A 19,846-nucleotide genomic window follows, 5' to 3' on the forward strand; every position below is an offset into this window, starting at 1 on the left:
AGGCCATCGAATAAGCGGCTGCTGCGTCAAAGTCCTTTGACCTGCGGGCAAGAATCGCGTTTCACCCAGGCCTTCATTACATAAGTATGGCCAGAACAGGGTGAGACCTTGGTCAGCTAACGCTTTTATCAAGCGGACACACTGCCCATGATTCCTTCTGTGATACCTGCCGACTCCATCGATGCGCTGATTGCCAGTCATCTGCCGGGTTGGGTAACGCGCGCTCGCGTCGAACACCTGACACTATTGCGCGCAGCTTCATTGCGTCAGCAGCGGGCGCAGGAACAACTCCACGCCAGGTTGCAGGCGCTCGAGCCTCTGGATGAATTCGCCGAAGCGCTGCTCAAAAGTGCGCTCGCGGCGCGCTCCATCACACAGGTAGATCTACGCCTGGCCCGGGTCCGGCTGGTGACTCTGCGGCCAAATCCGCCGATATCGCCTGCTTTGCCATCCTCCTCGACCCGGGTCGAAAGTACCCAGTCGCTGCTTTCGGCGGCACTGCACAATTTCCACGAAAATGAAACGCGACCGGGCTGGTTCGCCACAGGGTCACAGCTGGTCAATGCGACTGGAAAGAGGCTGCCATTGAGCGTTGAGGTATTCGCCCAGCTCTGTCGCAGCCTCGATATCGGTCGACATTATCAACGCCATCTGCAATCGCAGCTGGAAACCGAAAGCATGGCCGGGGGGCAGGTCGAGGCCATCATGGAGGAGGCATTGAGCGCCAGGCTGGAGCTTGACGCGGTTGTCGCCAGGGTCAAGGGCGACATTGACGAGTTGACGTATCAGCGTATCCGCCACGTTGTCGACGCAGCGTCAGGGCCTGCCGAGGACACCGTTGTGAGGTGCCACACCCTGAGGCTGCTGGGCAAGAAGATCATTGGCGCACTGGCGATCGAAGTGCGTCAGAACGCCCGTCTGGTTGGCGTTATCGCATGGTTGCCTGAGGACCGGTACGCCGCGGTGAGCTGGCATGCCAACTGGGAACTGTTGTACCTGACGCTGGGTGTGCGCATGCGTGACGAAGCGTATCGTCAGTTCTTTCAGCGCTTTGTCGCAGAGCGGGACCGCGTTGCTTTCTACACGGCCCTGAACGCGCTGCTGAAGCAGGGCAATACTGTTTTACCGCTCGAGCTGGATGGCCGCTGCTTTGCGGTCGAAGGCGACGTGTTCACCGCGCTGCGCAAAGCGCTGCTCGACAAGATGCTGGATGATGCACGGGTATTGGCGGTATCAACGGAGGATGAGGATATCGCCGACCGCCAGGCACGTCTGCAAGGTTATCTTGACTTGGGGCTCAGCGTGGCAGGCCTGGCAGCGCTGTTTGTCCCCGGGTTGGGCCAGGCCATGCTCGGGCTCACGGTCGCGCAGTTGGCGGGCGAAGTGTACGAGGGGTACCAGGACTGGCAGTTGGGTGATCGCAATGCTGCCTTGGGCCACCTGTTCAACGTGGCGGAAACGGGGGCGACAGGGGCGTTGACGGCTGCGGGGGCGGCGGCACTCGGCAAGCTCGCCCAGCGCGTGGCACGCGTGGATGCGCTGGTGCCGGTACGCCTGGCGGATGGCCAGTTGCGTCTGTGTGATCCGGATTTGCCAGGCTACCAGCTAGCGGGCATCGACCTGACGGCAGGGCAGGCCATCAATGAAAATGGCCGTTCGCTGAGGCGCCTGCACGATGCCGTGTATGAGGTAAGTGAAGGCGACGATGGAGCATGGCGGATTCATCACCCGTCCAGGCCGGGGGCCTATCTACCTGCACTCGAGCACAATGGTGCCGGGGGATGGGTGCATGAGTTCGAGCAACCCCAGCGCTGGCAGGACGCCGCCTACATGGTTCGCCGTCTTGCCAGCCGCACAGCGGCTGTTTCCGACGAGGCGGCAGCCTTTGCCTTGCAGGTTACCGGTTACGGCGCTGACCAGCTGCGCCGGTTGGTTCTGGAGAGCGCCGCGCCCCCGGCGCGTTTGCTCGATGCCATCGAGCGCTGGCACCTGCACGATGAGTTGCCGACTCTGCGGGGTGAGGCATTCGAGGAAGTGTTCAACGAGCGGCAGGTCAACCCGAACGCTGCGGACCAGGTGCTGATGCGCGACTTCCCTGGCCTTTCCCATCGCTGCGCACGAGAAATTGTCGAGCACGCCAACAGTGTCGAGCTCGAGCGCCTGAATGATGCGGGACGGGTGCCGCTTACCCTGGCGGAGCGAGCACGTTGGGCCGTACGTGACAGCCGGATTGATCGCGCCTTGGCAGGGTTGCGTCAGCCTGCTGCGGTAAATGCTGACACCGAAAAGCTCGTGCAGGGCGGGGTGGGCGATGCCCTTGCCGAGCGGGAGGCGGCGGCCCGAATGATTGGTCTGGCCCCGGTGGGGCAAGGCGTTCGCCCCCCTTTGCGGTTGTTCGATGGGCGCTTGGGCTACCCGCTCAGTGGCCACCTGTCGGGGACCCGCCAGGCACTGCGGCGCACCTTGAATCATGTGTTCCCGCTGATGACCGGTGAAGCGTTGCAGGCATACCTGCAAGACCTGGCTCGGCAGGGTGTAGAGCCGTGGAACCATGTCAGTCAGCTGTTACAGGCCAAGGCCAGCCTCAAGCAGGCATTGCACGCCTGGCGGAGTGAGCCAGGGCTGAACCTGGTTCGCCGCTGGCGCCGGATCAAGGTTGCCAGGCGCATCATGATGAGCTGGCAGCGCGCGACGCCGGGTGATGTAGCGGGTGATTACCACCTGACCATCGTGGGTGAGCGAGTGGGCAATCTGCCGGCCTTGCCTGAGAATGTGTCTTTCGACCACATCACACACCTCACATTGCGCGATATGCGGGCGACGAGCGTCGAGGCGGGTTTCCTGGTTCGCTTCAGCAAGGTGCGTAACCTGGATTTGCGGGGCAACCAGCTGACCCGGCTTCCGGCTGGCATCGAGCAACTGGGCGAATTGCGAAACCTGCGCCTTGCTGACAACCAGATCGTACTGACCCGCGACGACAACCTGCGCTTCAGCCAGCTCGAGGGGCTACGCCGCCTCGAGTTGAACGGTAACCCGGTAGGCTTGCTGCCGCCATTGGCATCGTTCCCGATGATGCGCCGGTTGTCCTTGCGCAACACCGGGCTGGGCGAATTGCCTGTCGACCTGGCCAGGCACGGCAACCTGGAATTGCTGGACATGCGTGACAATCAGATCCACACGCTGCCAGAGGCACTGTCTGCGCTGCCGCTTCGCTTGTTGCAGGGCTTGGAGCTACACGACAACCCACTCTCGGATCAGACCGTGCAGCGCCTGCAATTGGCCAGAGCGTCCGCCGGGTCACCTGCACGTCGGCTTGCGCCTCACCCATCGTCGGGCCCGAGCGCTGCTTCACCCTGGCTGTCGGGGTTTTCCACGGCGCAGCGCGAGGCGCGATTGGCGCTCTGGGCCCGCTTGTACCGGGAGGACGGCGCGAGTGATCTGTTCCGGTTCATTTCAGACTTGCAGGGCCTGCGTGAATACCGCGAGCAGCCCCGCGACCTTCAGTTGCGGGTGTGGCACATCCTTGATGCCTGCGAGCAGCACGCTGAAGTGCGTGCGAGCCTGTTCGAGCAAGTTAGCCGGCCGCGCAGTTGCAGTGACGAGTTACTGCTTACGCTCAGCGAACTGGAGATTGGCGCGATGGTCGCCAGGGCTGGAACCGCTGGCAATGGGTTGCACAAGGAGCGGGCACTGGTGAAGCTGGGGCGTTCTTTAGCCCGCCTGGACAAAGTCAACGCAATTGCGGCCCGGCATATTGCTGAGCAGCATTCTGTCGATCCCGTCGAGGTGTATTTGACCTATCGCGTAAAGCTTGCGGATAGCCTCGACCTCCCTGCGCAGCCTGACAAGCTGATGTACCAGAGTGTCAGCGGGGTGGGCCCTGACGAGTTGGACGCTGCACGCAACGAGGTTCTGCGGGAGGAAACACCACACGCCTTGGCGCAGGCTCTGGCAGATCGAACCTTCTGGCAGGCCTACCTGCACGAACACCAGGCGGCGCGCTTCAGCCAGATGGAGGTGCCGTTCCAGCAGCGCTTGGATACGTTGTTCACGCAATGGAAAACGCTGAGTGACGGCGACTATCTCGCGCAAATCGAGCACATCTGCGCTGAGCGTGAGGCCGTGCAACACCAGCTTCTGCTGGCGTTGAGCCGCGAGGCAATTCAGCGCCACGGCCTGTAAACGAAACAGCCCGCCGAGGGGCGGGCTGTTCGCTGGAGCGGGACGATCAGCGGCGGCGGAACAGTGGCAGCGGTTCGTCAGTCGCGGCCTGGTAGGTCACCGAGAAGTCCTTGAGGCTTTGCAGCGCGTCTTGCGGGTCTTTATCGGCACGGATGGCGAATGCATCGAAACCGCAACGGGCCATGAAGAACAGCTGGTCGCGCAGTACGTCGCCAATGGCGCGCAGCTCGCCCTTGAAGCCATAGCGGTCACGCAGCAGGCGCGCATTGGAATAGCTGCGCCCGTCGGTGAAGGCCGGGAAGTTCAGGGCGATGACCTGGAAGTGCTGCACGTCTTCGCCGATTTCTTCCGCTTCCTGGTCACTGTCCAGCCATACGCCCAAGCCGCCATCACGGGCCTTGAGCACATGGGCATGGTCACGCCACATCTGCAGCGGGACGATGTAGTCGTCACAGTTGGTCAGCTCGTCGAACGAAAAGTCCTTGGGCAGCAGGTGCCAGGTTTCGTCGACGATCTGGTTGTTCTTAATGATTCGCTGCATAGACGCGTTCCTTGAAGGGGTCGATACCGATACGCTGGTAGGTGTCGATGAAACGCTCTTCCTCGGTACGTTGCTCGACGTACACGGCGATCAGCTTCTCGATCACGTCGGCCATTGCATCCTGGGCGAACGACGGGCCGAGGATCTTGCCCAGGCTTGCGCCGCGCGCGGCGTTGCCGCCCAGCGACACCTGGTAGAATTCCTCACCCTTCTTGTCCACGCCAAGAATGCCGATGTGGCCCACGTGGTGGTGGCCGCAGGCGTTCATGCAGCCGGAGATGTTCAGGTCGATTTCGCCGATGTCGAACAGGTAGTCCAGGTCGTCGAAGCGGCGCTGGATGGATTCGGCGATCGGGATCGACTTGGCGTTGGCCAGCGAGCAATAGTCACCACCCGGGCAGCAGATGATGTCGGTCAGCAGGCCGATGTTCGGCGTGGCGAAGCCACCTTCGCGCAGTTCCATCCACAGTGCGTGCAGCTGGCGCTGCTCGACGTCGGCGAGGATGATGTTCTGCTCGTGCGAAGTCCGCAGGAAGCCGAAGCTGTAGCGCTCGGCCAGGTCGGCCACGGCGTCCAGCTGCTTGTCGGTGAGGTCGCCCGGGGCAACCCCGGTGGGCTTGAGCGACAGGGTCACGGCCACGTAGCCCGGGCGTTTGTGGGCGCGGGTGTTGCGCGAACGCCAGCGGGCGAAGCCTGGGAACTCAGCGTCCTGGGCGGCGTAGTCGAAGTTGTCGAGGGCCAGGTATTCCGGGTCGACGAAGTGGCGCGATACCCGCTGCACTTCGGCTTCGGTCAGGGTGGTGTTGCCGCCGCGCAGGTGGACCATTTCGGCCTCGACCTTCTCGGCGAACACTTCCGGGGTCAGCGCCTTGACGAGGATCTTGATCCGCGCCTTGTACTTGTTGTCACGGCGACCGTAACGGTTGTACACGCGCAGGATGGCGTCGAGGTAGCTGATCAGGTCCTGCCACGGCAGGAACTCGTTGATGAACGAACCGACCACCGGGGTACGGCCCAGGCCGCCGCCGACCAGCACGCGGAAGCCCAGCTCGCCGGCCGCATTGCGCACCGGCTCCAGGCCGATGTCGTGCACCTCGATGGCAGCGCGGTCTTCCTGCGAGCCGTTGATGGCGATTTTGAACTTGCGCGGCAGGTAGGCGAATTCCGGGTGGAAGGTGGTCCACTGGCGGACGATTTCGCACCACGGGCGCGGGTCGATGATTTCGTCTGCGGCAACACCGGCGAACTGGTCGGTGGTGGTGTTGCGCAGGCAGTTGCCGCTGGTCTGGATCGCGTGCATCTGCACGTTGGCCAGCTCGGCGAGGATATCCGGGATGTCTTCCAGCGCCGGCCAGTTGTACTGCACGTTCTGGCGGGTGGAGATGTGGGCGTAGCCCTTGTCGTAGTCGCGAGCGATCTTGGCCAGGGTGCGGACCTGGTTGGCGTTCAGCTGGCCGTACGGCACGGCGACACGCAGCATCGGCGCGAAACGTTGGATGTATAGGCCGTTCTGCAGGCGCAGAGGGCGGAATTCTTCTTCGCTCAGCTCACCGGCCAGGTAGCGGCGGGTCTGATCCCGGAACTGCTTGACGCGGTCCTCGATGATCCGCTGATCGTACTCGTCGTATACGTACATAAAAGTCCTGTCTCAGGCATGCAGCTATTCGCGCGCACGGCCGCGCACTCCGGTACGGAGCCGGGGAACGATAGCAGGTTGCGGTTATGCGCTAAAGTGATGTTTTTGCATATGAAAAGAACCAAATGGACTATGTGAGACTGACTGCCATTTGTGCGCGGCCCTGGGCCTGGTGGGTATAATCCGGCGTTTGCATTGCAGGGATGTCAGCCGATGCTCAAGGTGTTGTGCCAAAGCCTGTCGCTTGCCTTGCCACTGGCGGCAAGCGCGCAAGCGGCTTCGGTGGTGTTCCTCAACCCAGGGTTGTCCACCGAGAACTTCTGGACCAGCTACAGCCGCTTCATGCAGGCCGCCGCCGCCGACCTGGGCATGACCTTGCGGGTGGAATACAGCGAGCGGCGTGCCGACCTGGCGCTGACCCAGGCCAGGGCAATCCTCGCCGGGCCGCAGCGGCCCGACTACCTGGTGCTGGTCAATGAGCAATACGTGGCGCCCGAGGTCTTGCGCCTGTCACGTGGCACAGGGGTGAAGCTGCTGTTGGTCAACAACGGCCTGACTGCCAGCCAGGTTCGCAACATGCAGGCCCAGCCCGACAAGTATGCCGAACCCTTGGGCACGCTGATGAGCAACGACGAGCAGGCCGGCTTCCAGATGTTGCACCAGATGGTAGCGCAGTTGCCTCGCGACAGCCTGCCAGTAGATTTGGTGGCATTTGCCGGGGTCAAGACCACCCCGGCCTCGCAGTTGCGCGAACAAGGCATGCGTCGTGCCTTGGCCGACTTCCCACAGGTGCGCCTGCGTCAGGTGGTGTATGGCGGTTGGAGCCGCCAGCGTGCCTACGAGCAGGCGCAGCAGTTGCTGGAGCGCTACCCGGCCACCCGCCTGGTGTGGTCGGCCAACGATGAGATGGCCTTCGGTGCCATGCAGGCGTTCGAGGAGGCCGGACGGGTACCGGGGCGCGACGTGCTGTTCAGTGCTGTCAACAATTCACCCGAAGCCTTGCGGGCGCGTATCGATGGGCGCCTGAGTGTCTTGATGGGGGGGCACTTCAGCCTTGGTGGCTGGGCCATGGTGATGCTGCACGATGACGCCCAAGGGCTGCCCATTAACCGCGACGGCCTGCGCGAGCACAGTGCGCCAGTTTTGCAGGTGATTGACCGGGCCAAGGCCAGGCGCTGGCTGAAACTGTTGCAACGGGACGACTACGGCGTCGATTTCCAGCGTTACAGCGCCGAAGGGCGGCCACCGGGCTACCAGTACCCGTTTCTGACGTCACCGGTCGAATACTGAAAGACCTTGCTTGAGGGAAGGGCATTGCTCGTCTTAACTGCTGGTTGTGAAGTGCATTCCCATAACCACTACAAGAGGCAATGCAATGGGAAACTCAACCAAGGTCCGCAAAGCTGACAGCAGTGTAGATGCCTGGGCGATCCTCTGCCTGATCGCGCTGGTTGTAGTGACTGCCGTGTATTGGGTCAGCCACCAGTGACTTGAAACTCAAGACCGTGATGCAGCCAGAGCGCCTGCGGGTGGGAATCCCGCAGGCGCTTTTGTTTTGCCGGCGATGAGGCCCTGACGGGCTAGCGGGTGAGGTGCAGGGCCAACTGCACCAGGCCGATCAGCACGGCAATGAACACCAACGTAAACAGCGTTCCCAGCGCAATGAAATGGCTGGCCTTGCCGTGGGTGAAATCACGGGCGCGGTTTTTGCCGCTTTGCACGCCGAAGGCGGCGGCGAGGATGCTGTGCAGCATCTGCCAGAAGGTCGGGGGTTTGCCCTGGCTGGAATCGTCCATGGTGGCTCCTGAAGAATCAGAGGCAGTCAGGACAGTGTAGGTGGCTATCGGGGCTGCAGTGCAGCCCCAACGGTCTTAGCTGTCATACCCCAGGTTGGGTGCCAGCCAGCGCTCGCTCACACTCAGATCCTGGCCTTTGCGTGCGCTGTACTTCTCGACCTGGTCCTTGTCGACCTTGCCCACGGCAAAGTACTGCGCCTGCGGGTGAGCAAAATACCAGCCGCTGACTGCCGCCGCCGGGAACATGGCGAAGTGCTCGGTGAGGAACACGCCGCTCGGCCCGGTCTCGCCAATGGCAGTGCCATCGAGCAGGCGGAACAGGGTCTCCTTCTCGGTGTGGTCGGGGCAGGCCGGGTAGCCCGGGGCCGGGCGTATGCCGCTGTACTGCTCCTTGATCAGCGCTTCGTTGTCCAGGTGCTCGTCGCGGGCATAGCCCCAGTGCTCCTTGCGCACTTGCTCGTGCAGCCATTCGGCACAGGCTTCGGCCAGGCGGTCGGCCAGGGCCTTGACCATGATCGAGCTGTAGTCATCGCCCTTGTCCTGGTACGCCTTGGCCACTTCCTCGGCGCCGATGCCGGCGGTGGTGATGAAGCCACCCACGTAGTCGGTCACGCCGCTGGCTTTGGGCGCAACGAAGTCGGCCAGCGACCAGTTGGGCTTGCCGTCCGGCTTGATGGTCTGCTGGCGCAGGTGATGCAGGGTGGCCAGTGGCTGGCCGTCTTCACCGTAGACTTCGATGTCGTCATCGGCGACCTGGTTGGCTGGCCAGAAGCCAAACACCGCCCGGGCGCTGATCAGCTTCTCGTCGATCAGCTTGTCGAGCATCTCGCGGGCATCCTTGTACAGCGCCGTGGCAGCCTCGCCGACCACTTCGTCGGTGAGGATGCGCGGGAACTTGCCTGCCAGGTCCCATGAGATGAAGAACGGGGTCCAGTCGATGTATTCGGCCAGGGTGCGCAAGTCAATGTCTTCCAGCACCTTGACGCCGGTGAAGGAGGGCACGGCTGGCTGGTAGTTCTCCCAGTCGTACTGCGGCTTGGCAGCGATGGCCTGGGCGTAGCTCAGGCGCTCGGTGCGGGCGCTGCGGTTGGCGGTGCGCTCACGCACTTCCACGTATTCCTGGCGGGTCTTCTCGACAAAGCCAGGTTTGAGCTCTTTCGACAGCAACTGAGTGGCCACGCCCACGGCGCGTGAGGCATCGGTCACATAGACCACGGCGTCGTTGCTGTACTTGGGTTCGATCTTGACTGCGGTGTGGGCCTTGGAGGTGGTGGCACCACCGATCATCAGCGGCAGCTCGAAGCCCTGGCGCTGCATTTCGCGGGCGACGTGGACCATCTCGTCCAGCGACGGGGTGATCAGCCCAGACAAGCCGATGATGTCGCACTTCTGCTCGCGGGCGGTCTGCAGGATCTTCTCGGCAGGCACCATCACCCCAAGGTCGACGATGTCGTAACCATTGCAGCCCAGCACCACGCCAACGATGTTCTTGCCGATGTCGTGCACGTCGCCCTTGACGGTAGCCATGAGGATTTTGCCTTTGGCTTCCGGCTTGTCGCCTTTCTCGGCTTCGATGAACGGGATGAGGTGGGCAACGGCCTGCTTCATTACGCGGGCCGACTTGACGACCTGCGGCAGGAACATCTTGCCGGCGCCGAACAGGTCGCCAACCACGTTCATGCCGTTCATCAGCGGGCCTTCGATCACTTCGATCGGGCGTGCGCACTGCTGGCGGCATTCTTCGGTGTCTTCGACGATGAAGGCGGTGATGCCTTTTACCAGTGCATGCTCCAGGCGTTTTTCCACCGGCAGCGAGCGCCATTCTTCGTTTTCAACTTCTTTGGTGGCGCCGCCGCCGCGGTAATCGTCAGCGATCGCCAGCAGGGCGTCAGTGCCATGCGGGGTGCGGTTGAGCACTACGTCCTCGACCTTCTCGCGCAGTGCCGCCGGGATTTCGTCGTAGATCTCCAGCTGGCCGGCGTTGACGATACCCATGGTCAGGCCGTTCTGGATGGCATGGTAGAGGAACACCGAGTGGATCGCTTCGCGCACCGGGTTGTTACCACGGAACGAGAACGACACGTTGGACACACCGCCCGAGCTCAGCGCATGGGGCAGGTGGTCACGGATGTAGGCACAGGCCTCGATGAAATCGACGGCGTAGTTGTTGTGTTCCTCGATGCCGGTGGCCACGGCGAAAATGTTCGGGTCGAAGATGATGTCTTCCGGGGGGAAGCCCACTTCGTTGACCAGGATGTCGTAGCTGCGCTGGCAGATCTCCTTCTTGCGCGCGGCGGTATCGGCCTGGCCGACCTCGTCGAAGGCCATCACCACCACGGCAGCACCGTAGCGTTTGCACAGGCGGGCGTGGTGCTTGAACTGCTCGACGCCTTCCTTCATGGAGATGGAGTTGACGATACCCTTGCCCTGGATGCACTTCAGGCCGGCTTCGATCACTTCCCACTTGGACGAGTCGATCATGATCGGCACCCGCGAGATGTCGGGCTCGCCGGCGATCAGGTTGAGGAAGCGAACCATGGCGGCCTGGGAATCGAGCATCCCTTCGTCCATGTTGATGTCGATCACCTGGGCGCCTGCCTCGACCTGCTGCAGGGCGACTTCCAGGGCTTCGGTGTAGTTCTCTTCACGGATCAGCCGGGCGAACTTGGCGGAGCCGGTGATGTTGGTACGCTCGCCGACGTTGACGAACAGCGACTGGCGATCGATGGTGAACGGTTCCAAGCCCGACAGGCGGCAGGCCTTGGCGATTTCCGGGATTTCGCGCGGCTTGTACTTGGCCACGGCCTCGGCAATGGCCTGGATGTGGCCTGGGGTGGTGCCGCAGCAACCGCCGATGATGTTGAGGAAGCCGCTGGCGGCGAACTCCTCGACCACCACGGCCATCTCGGCCGGGGTTTCGTCATACTCACCGAAGGCGTTCGGCAGGCCGGCGTTGGGGTGGGCGGACACGTGGGTGTCGGCCTTGGTGGCCAGCTCTTCCAGGTACGGGCGCAGGTCCTTGGCGCCGAGGGCGCAGTTAAGGCCCACGGAGATCGGCTTGGCGTGGCGCACCGAGTTCCAGAACGCTTCGGTGGTCTGCCCCGACAGGGTGCGGCCGGAAGCGTCGGTGATGGTGCCGGAGATCATGATCGGCAGTTCGACCTTGTCGTCCTCGAACACTTGTTGCACAGCGAAAATCGCGGCCTTGGCGTTGAGGGTGTCGAAGATGGTCTCGATCAGGATCAGGTCGGCGCCGCCCTCGATCAGGCCGCGGGTAGCCTCGACGTAGTTTTCCACCAGTTCGTCGAACGTGACGTTGCGGTAGCCAGGGTCGTTGACGTCAGGGGAAATCGAGCAGGTGCGGCTGGTCGGGCCGAGCACGCCGGCAACGAAGCGTGGCTTGTCCGGGGTTTCCAGGGTCTTGGCGTCAGCCACCTGGCGGGCAATGCGCGCACCTTCGACGTTGAGCTCGTAGACCAGCGACTCCATGCCGTAGTCAGCCTGGGAAATCTGTGTGGCGTTGAAGGTGTTGGTTTCGAGAATATCGGCACCCGCATCCAGGTAGGCCTTCTCGATGGCAGCGATGACGTCCGGGCGGCTGAGCAGCAACAGGTCGTTGTTACCCTTTACATCGCTTGGCCAATCGGCGAAACGCGTGCCACGATAGTCGTGTTCCTCCAGACGGTAGCTTTGGATCATAGTACCCATGCCGCCGTCGAGTATCAGGATGCGCTCTTTGAGAGCGTTCTGGAGTGCTTGGAGACGAGCGCTGCGGTCGGACATAGGAACTACCTGGTCGGGCGAATATCAGAAGGTGCGGAATCATAACAAAGCTGCGCGGTTTTTAGGTGTATCGCCCATTTGCATGAAATTTGCTCATGTTGGGCGGCGCCAGCGAAGCTCGGCACCCAGGGACGACCAGGCTACAACTCGTGATGGCTTTCAAGAACCAGGACTTTCCGCACATGGTGCATCGTATCCTTGCCGGCGCTTTCGCCCTGCTTATCAGCGGCGTGGTGTTCGGGCAAGCCCCCCAGTCGAGCCCGGCTATTTCCTACACCCGGGACATTCAACCGATCTTTACCGAGAAGTGCGTGGCCTGCCACGCCTGCAACGACGCCGCCTGCCAGCTCAAGCTGGAAAGCCCCGAAGGCGCGGTGCGCGGGGCCAGCAAGGTCCCGGTGTACCAGGGCGAGCGCAGCCAGGCGGTGCCTACCACGCGGCTGTTCTACGATGCCCACAGCGAGGGTGAGTGGCGCAAGAAGGGTTTTTACTCGGTGCTCGACAACCAGGGCAGCCAGGCCGCGCTGATGGCGCGCATGCTCGAGCTGGGGCACAAGACCCCGCTCACGCCCAACGCCAAGCTGCCCGAGGAAATCGTCCTGGGCCTGAACCGCAACAACATGTGCCCATTGCCGCACGAGTTCGACGCCTACGCGGGCGCGCACCCCAAGGAGGGCATGCCGCTGGCGGTGACCGGGCTGACCGACAAGGAATACGACACCCTGCGCCGCTGGCTGGCCGCAGGTGCGCCGGTGGAGTACCAGCCAATCCAGCCTAGCGCGAACGAAGCCAGGCAGATCGCCGACTGGGAAGAACTGCTCAACCGCCCGGGATCAACCGAGGCACTGGTAGGCCGCTGGCTGTACGAGCACCTGTTCCTGGCGCACATCTACTTTGTTGGGGGTGAGCAAGGCCACTTCTTCCAGTGGGTGCGGTCACGCACCCCAAGCGGCAAGCCGGTCGACATCATCGCCACGCGCCGGCCCAATGACCCGCCGGGCACCGACTTCTATTACCGGTTGATCCCGGTGCAGGGTGTGATCGTGCACAAGACGCACATCACCTACCCGATGGGGCCGCAAAAGCTCAAGCGTGTGAAGCAGCTGTTCTACGCGGGCGACTGGCATGCCAGTGCGCTGCCTGGTTATGGCCCTCGCCACCGCGCCAACCCGTTCGAAACCTTCGAAGCGATCCCGGCGGTCGCGCGCTACCAGTTCATGCTGGATAACGCCGAGTATTTCGTGCGCACGTTCATCCGTGGCCCGGTTTGCCGTGGGCAGATCGCTACCGACGTGATCCGGGACAATTTCTGGGCGCTGTTCCAGGAGCCGGCCCACGACCGCTACATCACCGATGCCCAGTACCGTGGTGAGGCCACGCCGTTGCTGGCCATGCCTGGCCAGATCGATGACGTGGGCAGCGTGCTGAGCCTGTGGCACGCCTACCGCGACAAGCGTAACGAGTACGAGAAACTGCGCCGAGAAGCCTATGCCGAAATGCCGGCACCGGGGTGGTCAACGCTGTGGGCCGGCAACGACAATGCACTGCTCAGCATCTTCCGCCACTTCGACAGCGCATCGGTCACCAAGGGTCTGATCGGTGACGTGCCGCTGACCGTGTGGTTGTTCGACTACCCGCTGTTCGAACGCACCTACTACCAGCTGGCGGTCAACTTCGATGTGTACGGCAATGTTTCGCACCAGTTGCAGACGCGGCTGTACTTCGACCTGATCCGCAACGGTGCCGAGGTCAACTTCTTGCGCCTGATGCCGGCCGACCAGCGCAAGGCGATCCTGGGTGACTGGTACCAGAACAGCGGCAAGGTGAAGATGTGGATGGATTATGAAGACATCGACACCGACACCCCGAGCGGCATCAAGCTCGACCCGCGCAACCCCAAGCGCGACTTCGGCCTGAAGCTGCTGCAGCGCACCGGGAGCCTGAACGCCGCGCCGGATCCGATCAACCGCTGCCAGGGCGCGTTCTGCTCACGGCCGCAGTCCAGCGAAGAGTTTCGCAATGCCGAGCAGTCGCTGAGCCGTCTGGTCTCGCGCCCGGCGGCCGGCCTCAAGGTGATCAACCAGTTGCCCGAGGCAACCATGCTGCGCATCGAAGGGCAGGGCGGTGAGCGCCAGGTGTACAGCCTGCTGCGCAACCGCGCGCACAGCAATGTGGCGTTCCTGCTGGGTGAAGCCTACCGCTACCAGCCTGGCCTCGACACGCTGACCCTGTACCCGGGCGTGCTCAGCAGCTACCCCAACTTCATCTTCAACATCCCGACCAGGGATGTGGCGGAGTTTGTCGAAGACATGGAGTATGCGAAGGATGATGCGGCGAAGTTCGAGCGCATTGTCATGCGTTGGGGTGTGCGTCGCAGTCACCCTGAGTTCTGGCGCTACTTCCATGACCTGAACAGCTATATCAAGGAGACCGAACCGGTCGAGGCGGGCGTGCTGGACATGAACCGCTACGAAAACCTCTGATCGGGTTGGCTGACCTTTCCGACCTACCTGCGGTCGGAAATGGTGGGTGGTCCGGGGGCTGGTGTGCAGCCCCCTTCACGGGTAAGCCGCGGGAACGAGCGCGGTGCGCTCACCGGGCCTCAATGCACAGCCAAGCGCAGGGTATTTCATGCTGTATTCGCTTCAGGCACTGCGGGCGTTCGCCGCCTGGGTGGTGGTCTGCCACCACTTCATGCAGATCTTCTTCGACTTCCACGCCACCGGCCCTATCGGCCAGCTGCTCACCGACCGCGGTGCGGTCGGCGTCGACATCTTCTTCGTCATCAGTGGGCTGGTCATCTACCTGTCGACCCGCGACAAGGCGATCGAGCCGCGTCAGTTCCTGCTCAACCGCGTTCTGCGCATCGTTCCGGCTTACTGGTTCTACACAGCGCTGATGAGCATACTGTTGCTGGCCTTCAGCCAATGGATGCCGCATCAGGAATTCACCTGGCACCATCTGTTGCTGTCGCTGGTCTTCGTCCCGGCGGAGAACCCCGGTGGGTATGGCCTTTACCCGACGCTGAACGTGGGCTGGACGCTGAACTTCGAAATGTTCTTCTACCTGCTGTTCGGCCTGGCGTTTCTGGTGCGTCAGCGGCACCACCTGCTGCTGGTCACTGCCGCGCTGCTATTGGTCAGCGAGGTGCTGGGGCGGCTGGGTGTGCTCAGCCGTTTCTACAACAACGACATCATCTATGAGTTCCTGCTCGGCATCGGTTTGGGCGTGCTGTATCGCCGTGGGCTGATCCGTGAGGGCCGCGGGTTGCCGCTGCTGGTGCTGGTGGTGGCAGGCCTGGCCATCTACCACCTGGATGCGTCGCAGCGGCTGCTGCACTGGGGCGTGCCGAGCGCGATGATCGTGCTGGCGTTCATTGCCCTGGAGCCGTGGTTCAAGGGCAACCGGTTGCTCAAGGCGCTGGGTGATTGCTCTTACTCGGTGTACCTGATCCATGTGCTGGTGCTGTATGCCGGCTGGTTCGCCAGCCAGCGCCTGCACCTGAATCCCTACCTGGTGTTCGCGCTGTGCGTGCCGTCCATTGGACTAATGTCGTGGTTCAGCTACCGCTGGCTGGAGCGCGGCCTGTACCGGCGCATGCAAGCCTGGCTGGCGGCGCCGCGGGAGCCGGCGGCGGAATATGCGCTTTCCCGAGTCAAATACTAGGACTTTGTTCAAGGGCCGGGTTGGCGTACACTTGGCGGCAAGTCTGTGAGGAACCTACATGAGCGCTATAACCATTACCGACGCCGCCCATGACTACCTGGCCGATCTGCTTTCCAAGCAGAATACGCCTGGCATCGGCATTCGCATTTTCATCACCCAGCCGGGCACTCAGTACGCAGAGACGTGCATTGCCTACTGCAAGCCGGGCGAAGAGAAGCCTGACGACACCGCCGTGGGTCTGAAGAGCTTCACCGCCTACCTGGACGCGGTCAGCGTGCCGTTCCTGGAGGATGCCCTGGTCGACTACGCCACCGACCGCATGGGTGGCCAGCTGACCATCAAGGCACCGAACGCCAAGGTGCCGATGGTCAACGAAGACAGCCCGATCAACGAGCGCATCAACTACTACCTGCAGACCGAGATCAACCCGGGCCTGGCCAGCCATGGCGGCCAGGTCAGCCTGGTGGACGTGGTCGACGACGGCATTGCCGTGCTGCAGTTCGGTGGTGGCTGCCAGGGTTGCGGCCAGGCCGATGTCACCCTGAAGGAAGGCATCGAGCGCACCCTGCTCGAGCGTATTCCGGAGCTCAAGGGCGTGCGTGACGTGACTGACCACAGCCAGAAAGAAAACGCCTACTACTGAGTTGAAGGCGTCTCCCTTAGCAACAAAGTGTTACGGTTTCAACCCCTGCGACAACAGGTCGCAGCCCGTAATCAAAGGGCTGCAGGCCATCACCGCCTTGGTCGGGTAGAACCCCTCTGGGTGTCATGCCAGAATGCCCCGGTTTTTCGGCCGGCCCATCCCGAGGGCCGGCACCTTCCCTGTAAAGGATGGTTTCATGAATGATCTATATAGCCGGCGGGCAGTAGTCGCCGGCATGGGCGTTCTCGGGCTTGGTCTGCTTGCAGGCTGCAGCCCGGCCCGGGGGCTCGAGTTCAAGTACGGCAAGAACATGAGCAACGAAATCCTCGGGCGCAAGTTCAGCCTCAAGGACCCGCAAGGCAACGTGCGCACCCTGTCGAGCTTCTACGGCAGCATGCCGATGATCTTCTTCGGCTTCACCCAGTGCCCAGCGGTTTGCCCCACCACCCTCGCGCGTGCGGCGCAGATCCGCAAGACCCTGCGTGGCCGTGATCGCGACCTGTTCCAGGTGGTGTTCATCACCCTGGACCCGGAGCGCGACACCCCCGAGGTGCTGGATGCCTACGTCAAGGCCTTCGACCCGACGTTCATCGCGCTGACCGGTACACCGGAAGAAATTGCCGCGGTAGCCAAGGAATTCAAGGTGTTCTACGAGAAAGTCCCAGCCGGGGACACCTATACCATTTCTCATTCGTCCACCAGCTACGTCTACGATACACGTGGCACCCTGCGCCTGAGCCTGGGCCATTCCCTGAACGCCAAGGAATGCGCCGAAGACCTGGTCACCCTGATGGAGATTTGCTGAATGTCGATGCTACCGATCAAGCGCGGTCTGGCTGCCCTGGTCCTGGTGGGCCTGGCGCTCCCTGCCTTTGCCCAGACTACCGTAAGCGACGCCTGGGTACGTGCCAGCGTGCCGCACCAGCAGTCCACCGGTGCGTTCATGACGCTGACCGCCAGCAGCGACAGCAAGCTGGTAAGCGTGGCGTCGCCCGTGGCCAAGACCGTGCAGGTGCATGAAATGACCATGAACGGTGACGTCATGGGCATGCGTGAAGTGAAAGCCGTCCAGCTGCCAGCTGGCAAGGCCGTGACCCTGGACCCGAATGGCCTGCATGTCATGCTGATGGGCTTGGCCAACCAGGTGAAGGAAGGCGAGAAAGTGCCGCTGACCCTGACCATCGAAGATGCCAAGGGCGCCCAGGAAACCCTGGATGTGCAGGCCGAAGTGCGCGCGCTCAATGCCGAAGCGGGTGCCGGGCATGACCACATGCACATGAATCACTGACAGGCTGGAAACGTTGGGGCTGCACAGCAGCCCCCGTCTCGCTCAGCTGCGAAACCTGGGCAGCGGCTTGTCGAGGGTCAGCGAGGTCAAGGTCTTGCGAACCTGTGCCTCATCGGCCTCCAGGGCCTTGAGGCTTGCGCGGATCTTGCCGGCGGCGGGCATGTCGCCCTGCCGGTCGATCCAGTCGGCAATCTCCTTGCAGGCACTGCTCAGGCAGGCCTGGCGCTGGTTCATCAGCGACAGGAGGGTGGTGAGCTCTCTTTCGGACATGGCAGGATCCTCCATTTCAGCCATCTCAGTGTAGCAGAGGGATGGTGTAGCCCTGCTTGTGGTTGCCGTCAGGATTCGACGGCACATGCGGGATCCGCTGCAACTGGCGTTGAGATTGTGAGTAGCCGGGTGGCCACGTTTGGGCTGACGCAGGCTTGCCGATAGGCCCCCGGTGAAACCCCGTAAGCCTGCTTGAATTGCCGGCTCAAATGGCTCTGGTCGGCGAAACCCAGGGCGAACGCCACTTCTGAAGCCACCCGCCCGCTCTTCAGCATTTCCCGCGCGCGCGCCAGGCGGCGCTGCTTCAGCCAAGCGTGCGGCGGCAGGCCTGTCGCCTGTCGAAACACCCGGGCGAAGTGGAACGGCGACAGGTTGACTGCTGCCGCCAGCGCTTCCAGTGAGGGCGGGTCTGCCAGTTGGCTTTCCAACAGTTCGCGGGCGCGGGCCACGGCCAGGGGTTCTTGACCAGGGGCCGAAGGCTCGGCGCATTGCCCGTGCCGTTGCACCAGGGCCAGCACCGCCTGGCGCCAGGCGGTCTGCTGCTGCAAGGCACTGGCGCCGGCCTCGGACAGCTGATGCAGCTGGCTGAAGGCGATAGCCAGGGCCGGGTCGTGGATCACGCTGTCCTTGAAGCTCGGCATGCCGTGGCGGCCAAGCTCCAGTTCGTCCAGCACCCCGGTGACCCGCTCGTGCTCAGGATAGAAGCCGCGGTAGCGCCAGCCCGCTTCGTGGGCAGTGGCGCCAGTGTGCAGCTCGTCCGGGTTGATCAGTACCATGCTGCCGACCGGCGCCAGGTGCTCGCTGCCACGATGCCAGAAGCGCTGGGCGCCGGACTCGATCACGGTGAATACAAAGCCTTCGTGCACATGTGGGGCGAAGCGCTGCTGGAAATACCGCGCGTGCAGCATCTCGACGTCGCCCAGGGCTGGCGCCTGCCACAGGTGTGTCTGCTCGCGCAGGGGCGTGGTCATGCCAGCCAGCTGCGCAGGATGAAAAAGATCAACATGCTCACCAGCATGCTCAGCAACACGCTACGGGTCAACAACACCAGGGCGATGGCCACCAGCGAGCCCAGCAGGTAAGGGTTGAGCAGGCTCAGGTTGAGCTGGTGCTCGGGCATGAAGATGATCGGGCCGCAGATGGCAGTGAGCATCCCCGGTACGGCAAAGCCGAGGAACTGCCGGGCGTTGGAGCTCAGGCGCAAGGGCAGGCGTGGTTCCAGAAAGGCATAGCGGTTGAGGAACACGATGGCGCCCATGGCGAAAATCAGGATCCAGGTCATGTGCGGGCTCCGGCAAATTTCTGGCAGATGAAGCCGGCGCTCATGCCCAGCAGGCCTGCGGCGACCAGGGCGGTCTCCCAGTGCCAATAGCTGAACAGTACCGAACTGAACAACGACACGGCCACGCACACAACGGTGGCCAGGTTACGCACCAGTGGGGCGATGAGGGCGACGAAGGTGGCGACGATAGAGAAGTCCAGGCCGAACTGGTCCAGGTGCGGAATGCTCTGGCCCAGCAGGATGCCGGCAAGGGTAAACAGGTTCCAGGCGACGTAGAAGGTCAGGCCCACCCCCAAGGCGTACCAGCGGTTGAACTGCTGCTGGTCGTACTGGCTGGTCAGGGCGAAGAATTCGTCGGTCAGCAGAAAGCCCAGGCCCAAGCGCCAGCGCAGCGGCTGGCTGGACAGTACCGGGCGCATCGACAGGCCATAGAGTAGGTGCTGCGAGGTCAGCAGCAGGGTGGTGAGCAGGATCGATGCCAGGTTGGCACCACCCTTGAGCATGCCGATGGCGACCAGTTGCGCGGCGCCGGCAAAGACGATGGCCGACAGCCCTTGACCCTGCCAGGCGCTAAGGTTGGCCTCGATGGCCATGGAGCCGGCCAGCAAGCCCCAGGGGGCGACGGCCAGGGACAGCGGGAGAATGGCGATGGCGCCGTGGAGAAAGGCTTGGCGGGCGACGTGGGGCATGATGGCTGCAGTACGTTTAGGTGGCAGGCCAGCATGCCAGACGGGTGGGCGTGTGGCTTGAACGATCTTG

15 protein-coding genes are annotated in these 19,846 nt (G+C 62.8%); 7 read left to right on the top strand and 8 right to left on the bottom strand.

Translation table 11 applies throughout. The features are described from left to right. Positions 1-147: 147 nt before the first annotated feature. On the top strand, positions 148-4,182 hold the full coding sequence (locus tag DMX11_RS13940) for an NEL-type E3 ubiquitin ligase domain-containing protein (RefSeq protein WP_110745046.1): 4,035 nt from the start codon (positions 148-150) through the stop codon (positions 4,180-4,182). Positions 4,183-4,228: 46 nt separating this feature from the next. Here DMX11_RS13940 and DMX11_RS13945 read toward each other — a convergent pair whose 3' ends face one another. Both DMX11_RS13945 and DMX11_RS13950 read right to left on the bottom strand, forming a co-directional pair. Next, positions 4,229-4,723, bottom strand: a complete 495-nt coding sequence (locus tag DMX11_RS13945) for a DUF934 domain-containing protein (protein WP_110745047.1) — start codon at positions 4,721-4,723, stop codon at positions 4,229-4,231. Then, complete coding sequence (locus tag DMX11_RS13950; RefSeq protein ID WP_110745048.1) at positions 4,707-6,359, bottom strand: nitrite/sulfite reductase; 1,653 nt, start codon at positions 6,357-6,359, stop codon at positions 4,707-4,709. Before DMX11_RS13950 ends, DMX11_RS13945 begins: the two co-directional genes overlap by 17 nt. Before the next feature lie 213 nt (positions 6,360-6,572). Here DMX11_RS13950 and DMX11_RS13955 point away from each other — a divergent pair, with 213 nt between their 5' ends. Continuing rightward, the gene (locus tag DMX11_RS13955; protein WP_110745049.1) at positions 6,573-7,649 is read left to right on the top strand and encodes an ABC transporter substrate-binding protein; all 1,077 of its coding nucleotides are present in this window, start codon (positions 6,573-6,575) and stop codon (positions 7,647-7,649) included. A gap of 290 nt (positions 7,650-7,939) precedes the next feature. On the opposite strand, the gene DMX11_RS13960 is transcribed toward DMX11_RS13955, so the two are convergent. Together DMX11_RS13960 and metH are read right to left on the bottom strand one after the other, a co-directional pair. Continuing rightward, positions 7,940-8,155, bottom strand: a complete 216-nt coding sequence (locus DMX11_RS13960) for a DUF2970 domain-containing protein (protein ID WP_043201995.1) — start codon at positions 8,153-8,155, stop codon at positions 7,940-7,942. A gap of 75 nt (positions 8,156-8,230) precedes the next feature. Beyond that, positions 8,231-11,938, bottom strand: coding sequence for a methionine synthase (gene metH / locus DMX11_RS13965; RefSeq protein ID WP_110745050.1), 3,708 nt, complete (start codon positions 11,936-11,938; stop codon positions 8,231-8,233). 182 nt (positions 11,939-12,120) lie between these two features. Here metH and DMX11_RS13970 point away from each other — a divergent pair, with 182 nt between their 5' ends. From DMX11_RS13970 to DMX11_RS13990, 5 genes are all read left to right on the top strand, one after another. Next, positions 12,121-14,421 (top strand): fatty acid cis/trans isomerase, encoded by a 2,301-nt coding sequence (locus DMX11_RS13970; protein ID WP_110745085.1) that lies wholly within the window; start codon positions 12,121-12,123, stop codon positions 14,419-14,421. Between the two features lie 148 nt (positions 14,422-14,569). Beyond that, positions 14,570-15,604, top strand: a complete 1,035-nt coding sequence (locus DMX11_RS13975; protein WP_110745051.1) for an acyltransferase — start codon at positions 14,570-14,572, stop codon at positions 15,602-15,604. A 58-nt stretch (positions 15,605-15,662) separates the two neighbouring features. Further along, positions 15,663-16,247: a Fe-S biogenesis protein NfuA gene (gene nfuA, locus DMX11_RS13980; RefSeq protein ID WP_003250416.1), complete on the top strand. Its 585-nt coding sequence runs from the start codon at positions 15,663-15,665 to the stop codon at positions 16,245-16,247. Between the two features lie 196 nt (positions 16,248-16,443). Beyond that, positions 16,444-17,052, top strand: a complete 609-nt coding sequence (locus DMX11_RS13985) for an SCO family protein (protein ID WP_110745052.1) — start codon at positions 16,444-16,446, stop codon at positions 17,050-17,052. Continuing rightward, positions 17,053-17,535, top strand: coding sequence for a copper chaperone PCu(A)C (locus DMX11_RS13990; protein ID WP_110745053.1), 483 nt, complete (start codon positions 17,053-17,055; stop codon positions 17,533-17,535). It begins immediately after the preceding gene. Between the two features lie 42 nt (positions 17,536-17,577). Here DMX11_RS13990 and DMX11_RS13995 read toward each other — a convergent pair whose 3' ends face one another. The 4 genes from DMX11_RS13995 to DMX11_RS14010 all read right to left on the bottom strand — a co-directional run bounded on the left by DMX11_RS13995 (position 17,578) and on the right by DMX11_RS14010 (position 19,776). Continuing rightward, the gene (locus DMX11_RS13995) at positions 17,578-17,805 is read right to left on the bottom strand and encodes a hypothetical protein (RefSeq protein WP_110745054.1); all 228 of its coding nucleotides are present in this window, start codon (positions 17,803-17,805) and stop codon (positions 17,578-17,580) included. A gap of 68 nt (positions 17,806-17,873) precedes the next feature. Beyond that, positions 17,874-18,776, bottom strand: coding sequence for an AraC family transcriptional regulator (locus DMX11_RS14000; RefSeq protein WP_110745055.1), 903 nt, complete (start codon positions 18,774-18,776; stop codon positions 17,874-17,876). Beyond that, positions 18,773-19,087 carry an AzlD domain-containing protein gene (locus tag DMX11_RS14005; RefSeq protein WP_110745056.1) on the bottom strand — a complete coding sequence of 105 codons (315 nt, stop codon included), beginning with the start codon at positions 19,085-19,087 and terminating at the stop codon, positions 18,773-18,775. The genes DMX11_RS14000 and DMX11_RS14005 overlap by 4 nt, the downstream gene beginning before the upstream one ends. Further along, positions 19,084-19,776 (bottom strand): AzlC family ABC transporter permease, encoded by a 693-nt coding sequence (locus DMX11_RS14010; RefSeq protein WP_110745057.1) that lies wholly within the window; start codon positions 19,774-19,776, stop codon positions 19,084-19,086. The genes DMX11_RS14005 and DMX11_RS14010 overlap by 4 nt, the downstream gene beginning before the upstream one ends. Positions 19,777-19,846 lie beyond the last annotated feature (70 nt).

This window comes from Pseudomonas sp. LB-090624 (assembly GCF_003205205.1).
Lineage (GTDB): Bacteria > Pseudomonadota > Gammaproteobacteria > Pseudomonadales > Pseudomonadaceae > Aquipseudomonas.

Bases quoted from the DNA above. Each gene is read 5' to 3' on its own strand.
- DMX11_RS13970 (WP_110745085.1), top strand. From the start codon at position 12,121: ATGGTGCATCGTATCCTTGCCGGCGCTTTCGCCCTGCTTATCAGCGGC.
- DMX11_RS13995 (WP_110745054.1), bottom strand. From the start codon at position 17,805: ATGTCCGAAAGAGAGCTCACCACCCTCCTGTCGCTGATGAACCAGCGC.
- metH (WP_110745050.1), bottom strand. From the start codon at position 11,938: ATGTCCGACCGCAGCGCTCGTCTCCAAGCACTCCAGAACGCTCTCAAA.
- DMX11_RS13975 (WP_110745051.1), top strand. From the start codon at position 14,570: ATGCTGTATTCGCTTCAGGCACTGCGGGCGTTCGCCGCCTGGGTGGTG.
- DMX11_RS14010 (WP_110745057.1), bottom strand. From the start codon at position 19,776: ATGCCCCACGTCGCCCGCCAAGCCTTTCTCCACGGCGCCATCGCCATT.
- DMX11_RS13940 (WP_110745046.1), top strand. From the start codon at position 148: ATGATTCCTTCTGTGATACCTGCCGACTCCATCGATGCGCTGATTGCC.
- DMX11_RS13990 (WP_110745053.1), top strand. From the start codon at position 17,053: ATGTCGATGCTACCGATCAAGCGCGGTCTGGCTGCCCTGGTCCTGGTG.
- DMX11_RS13950 (WP_110745048.1), bottom strand. From the start codon at position 6,359: ATGTACGTATACGACGAGTACGATCAGCGGATCATCGAGGACCGCGTC.
- DMX11_RS13960 (WP_043201995.1), bottom strand. From the start codon at position 8,155: ATGGACGATTCCAGCCAGGGCAAACCCCCGACCTTCTGGCAGATGCTG.
- DMX11_RS13955 (WP_110745049.1), top strand. From the start codon at position 6,573: ATGCTCAAGGTGTTGTGCCAAAGCCTGTCGCTTGCCTTGCCACTGGCG.
- DMX11_RS13945 (WP_110745047.1), bottom strand. From the start codon at position 4,723: ATGCAGCGAATCATTAAGAACAACCAGATCGTCGACGAAACCTGGCAC.
- DMX11_RS14005 (WP_110745056.1), bottom strand. From the start codon at position 19,087: ATGACCTGGATCCTGATTTTCGCCATGGGCGCCATCGTGTTCCTCAAC.
- DMX11_RS13985 (WP_110745052.1), top strand. From the start codon at position 16,444: ATGAATGATCTATATAGCCGGCGGGCAGTAGTCGCCGGCATGGGCGTT.
- DMX11_RS14000 (WP_110745055.1), bottom strand. From the start codon at position 18,776: ATGACCACGCCCCTGCGCGAGCAGACACACCTGTGGCAGGCGCCAGCC.
- nfuA (WP_003250416.1), top strand. From the start codon at position 15,663: ATGAGCGCTATAACCATTACCGACGCCGCCCATGACTACCTGGCCGAT.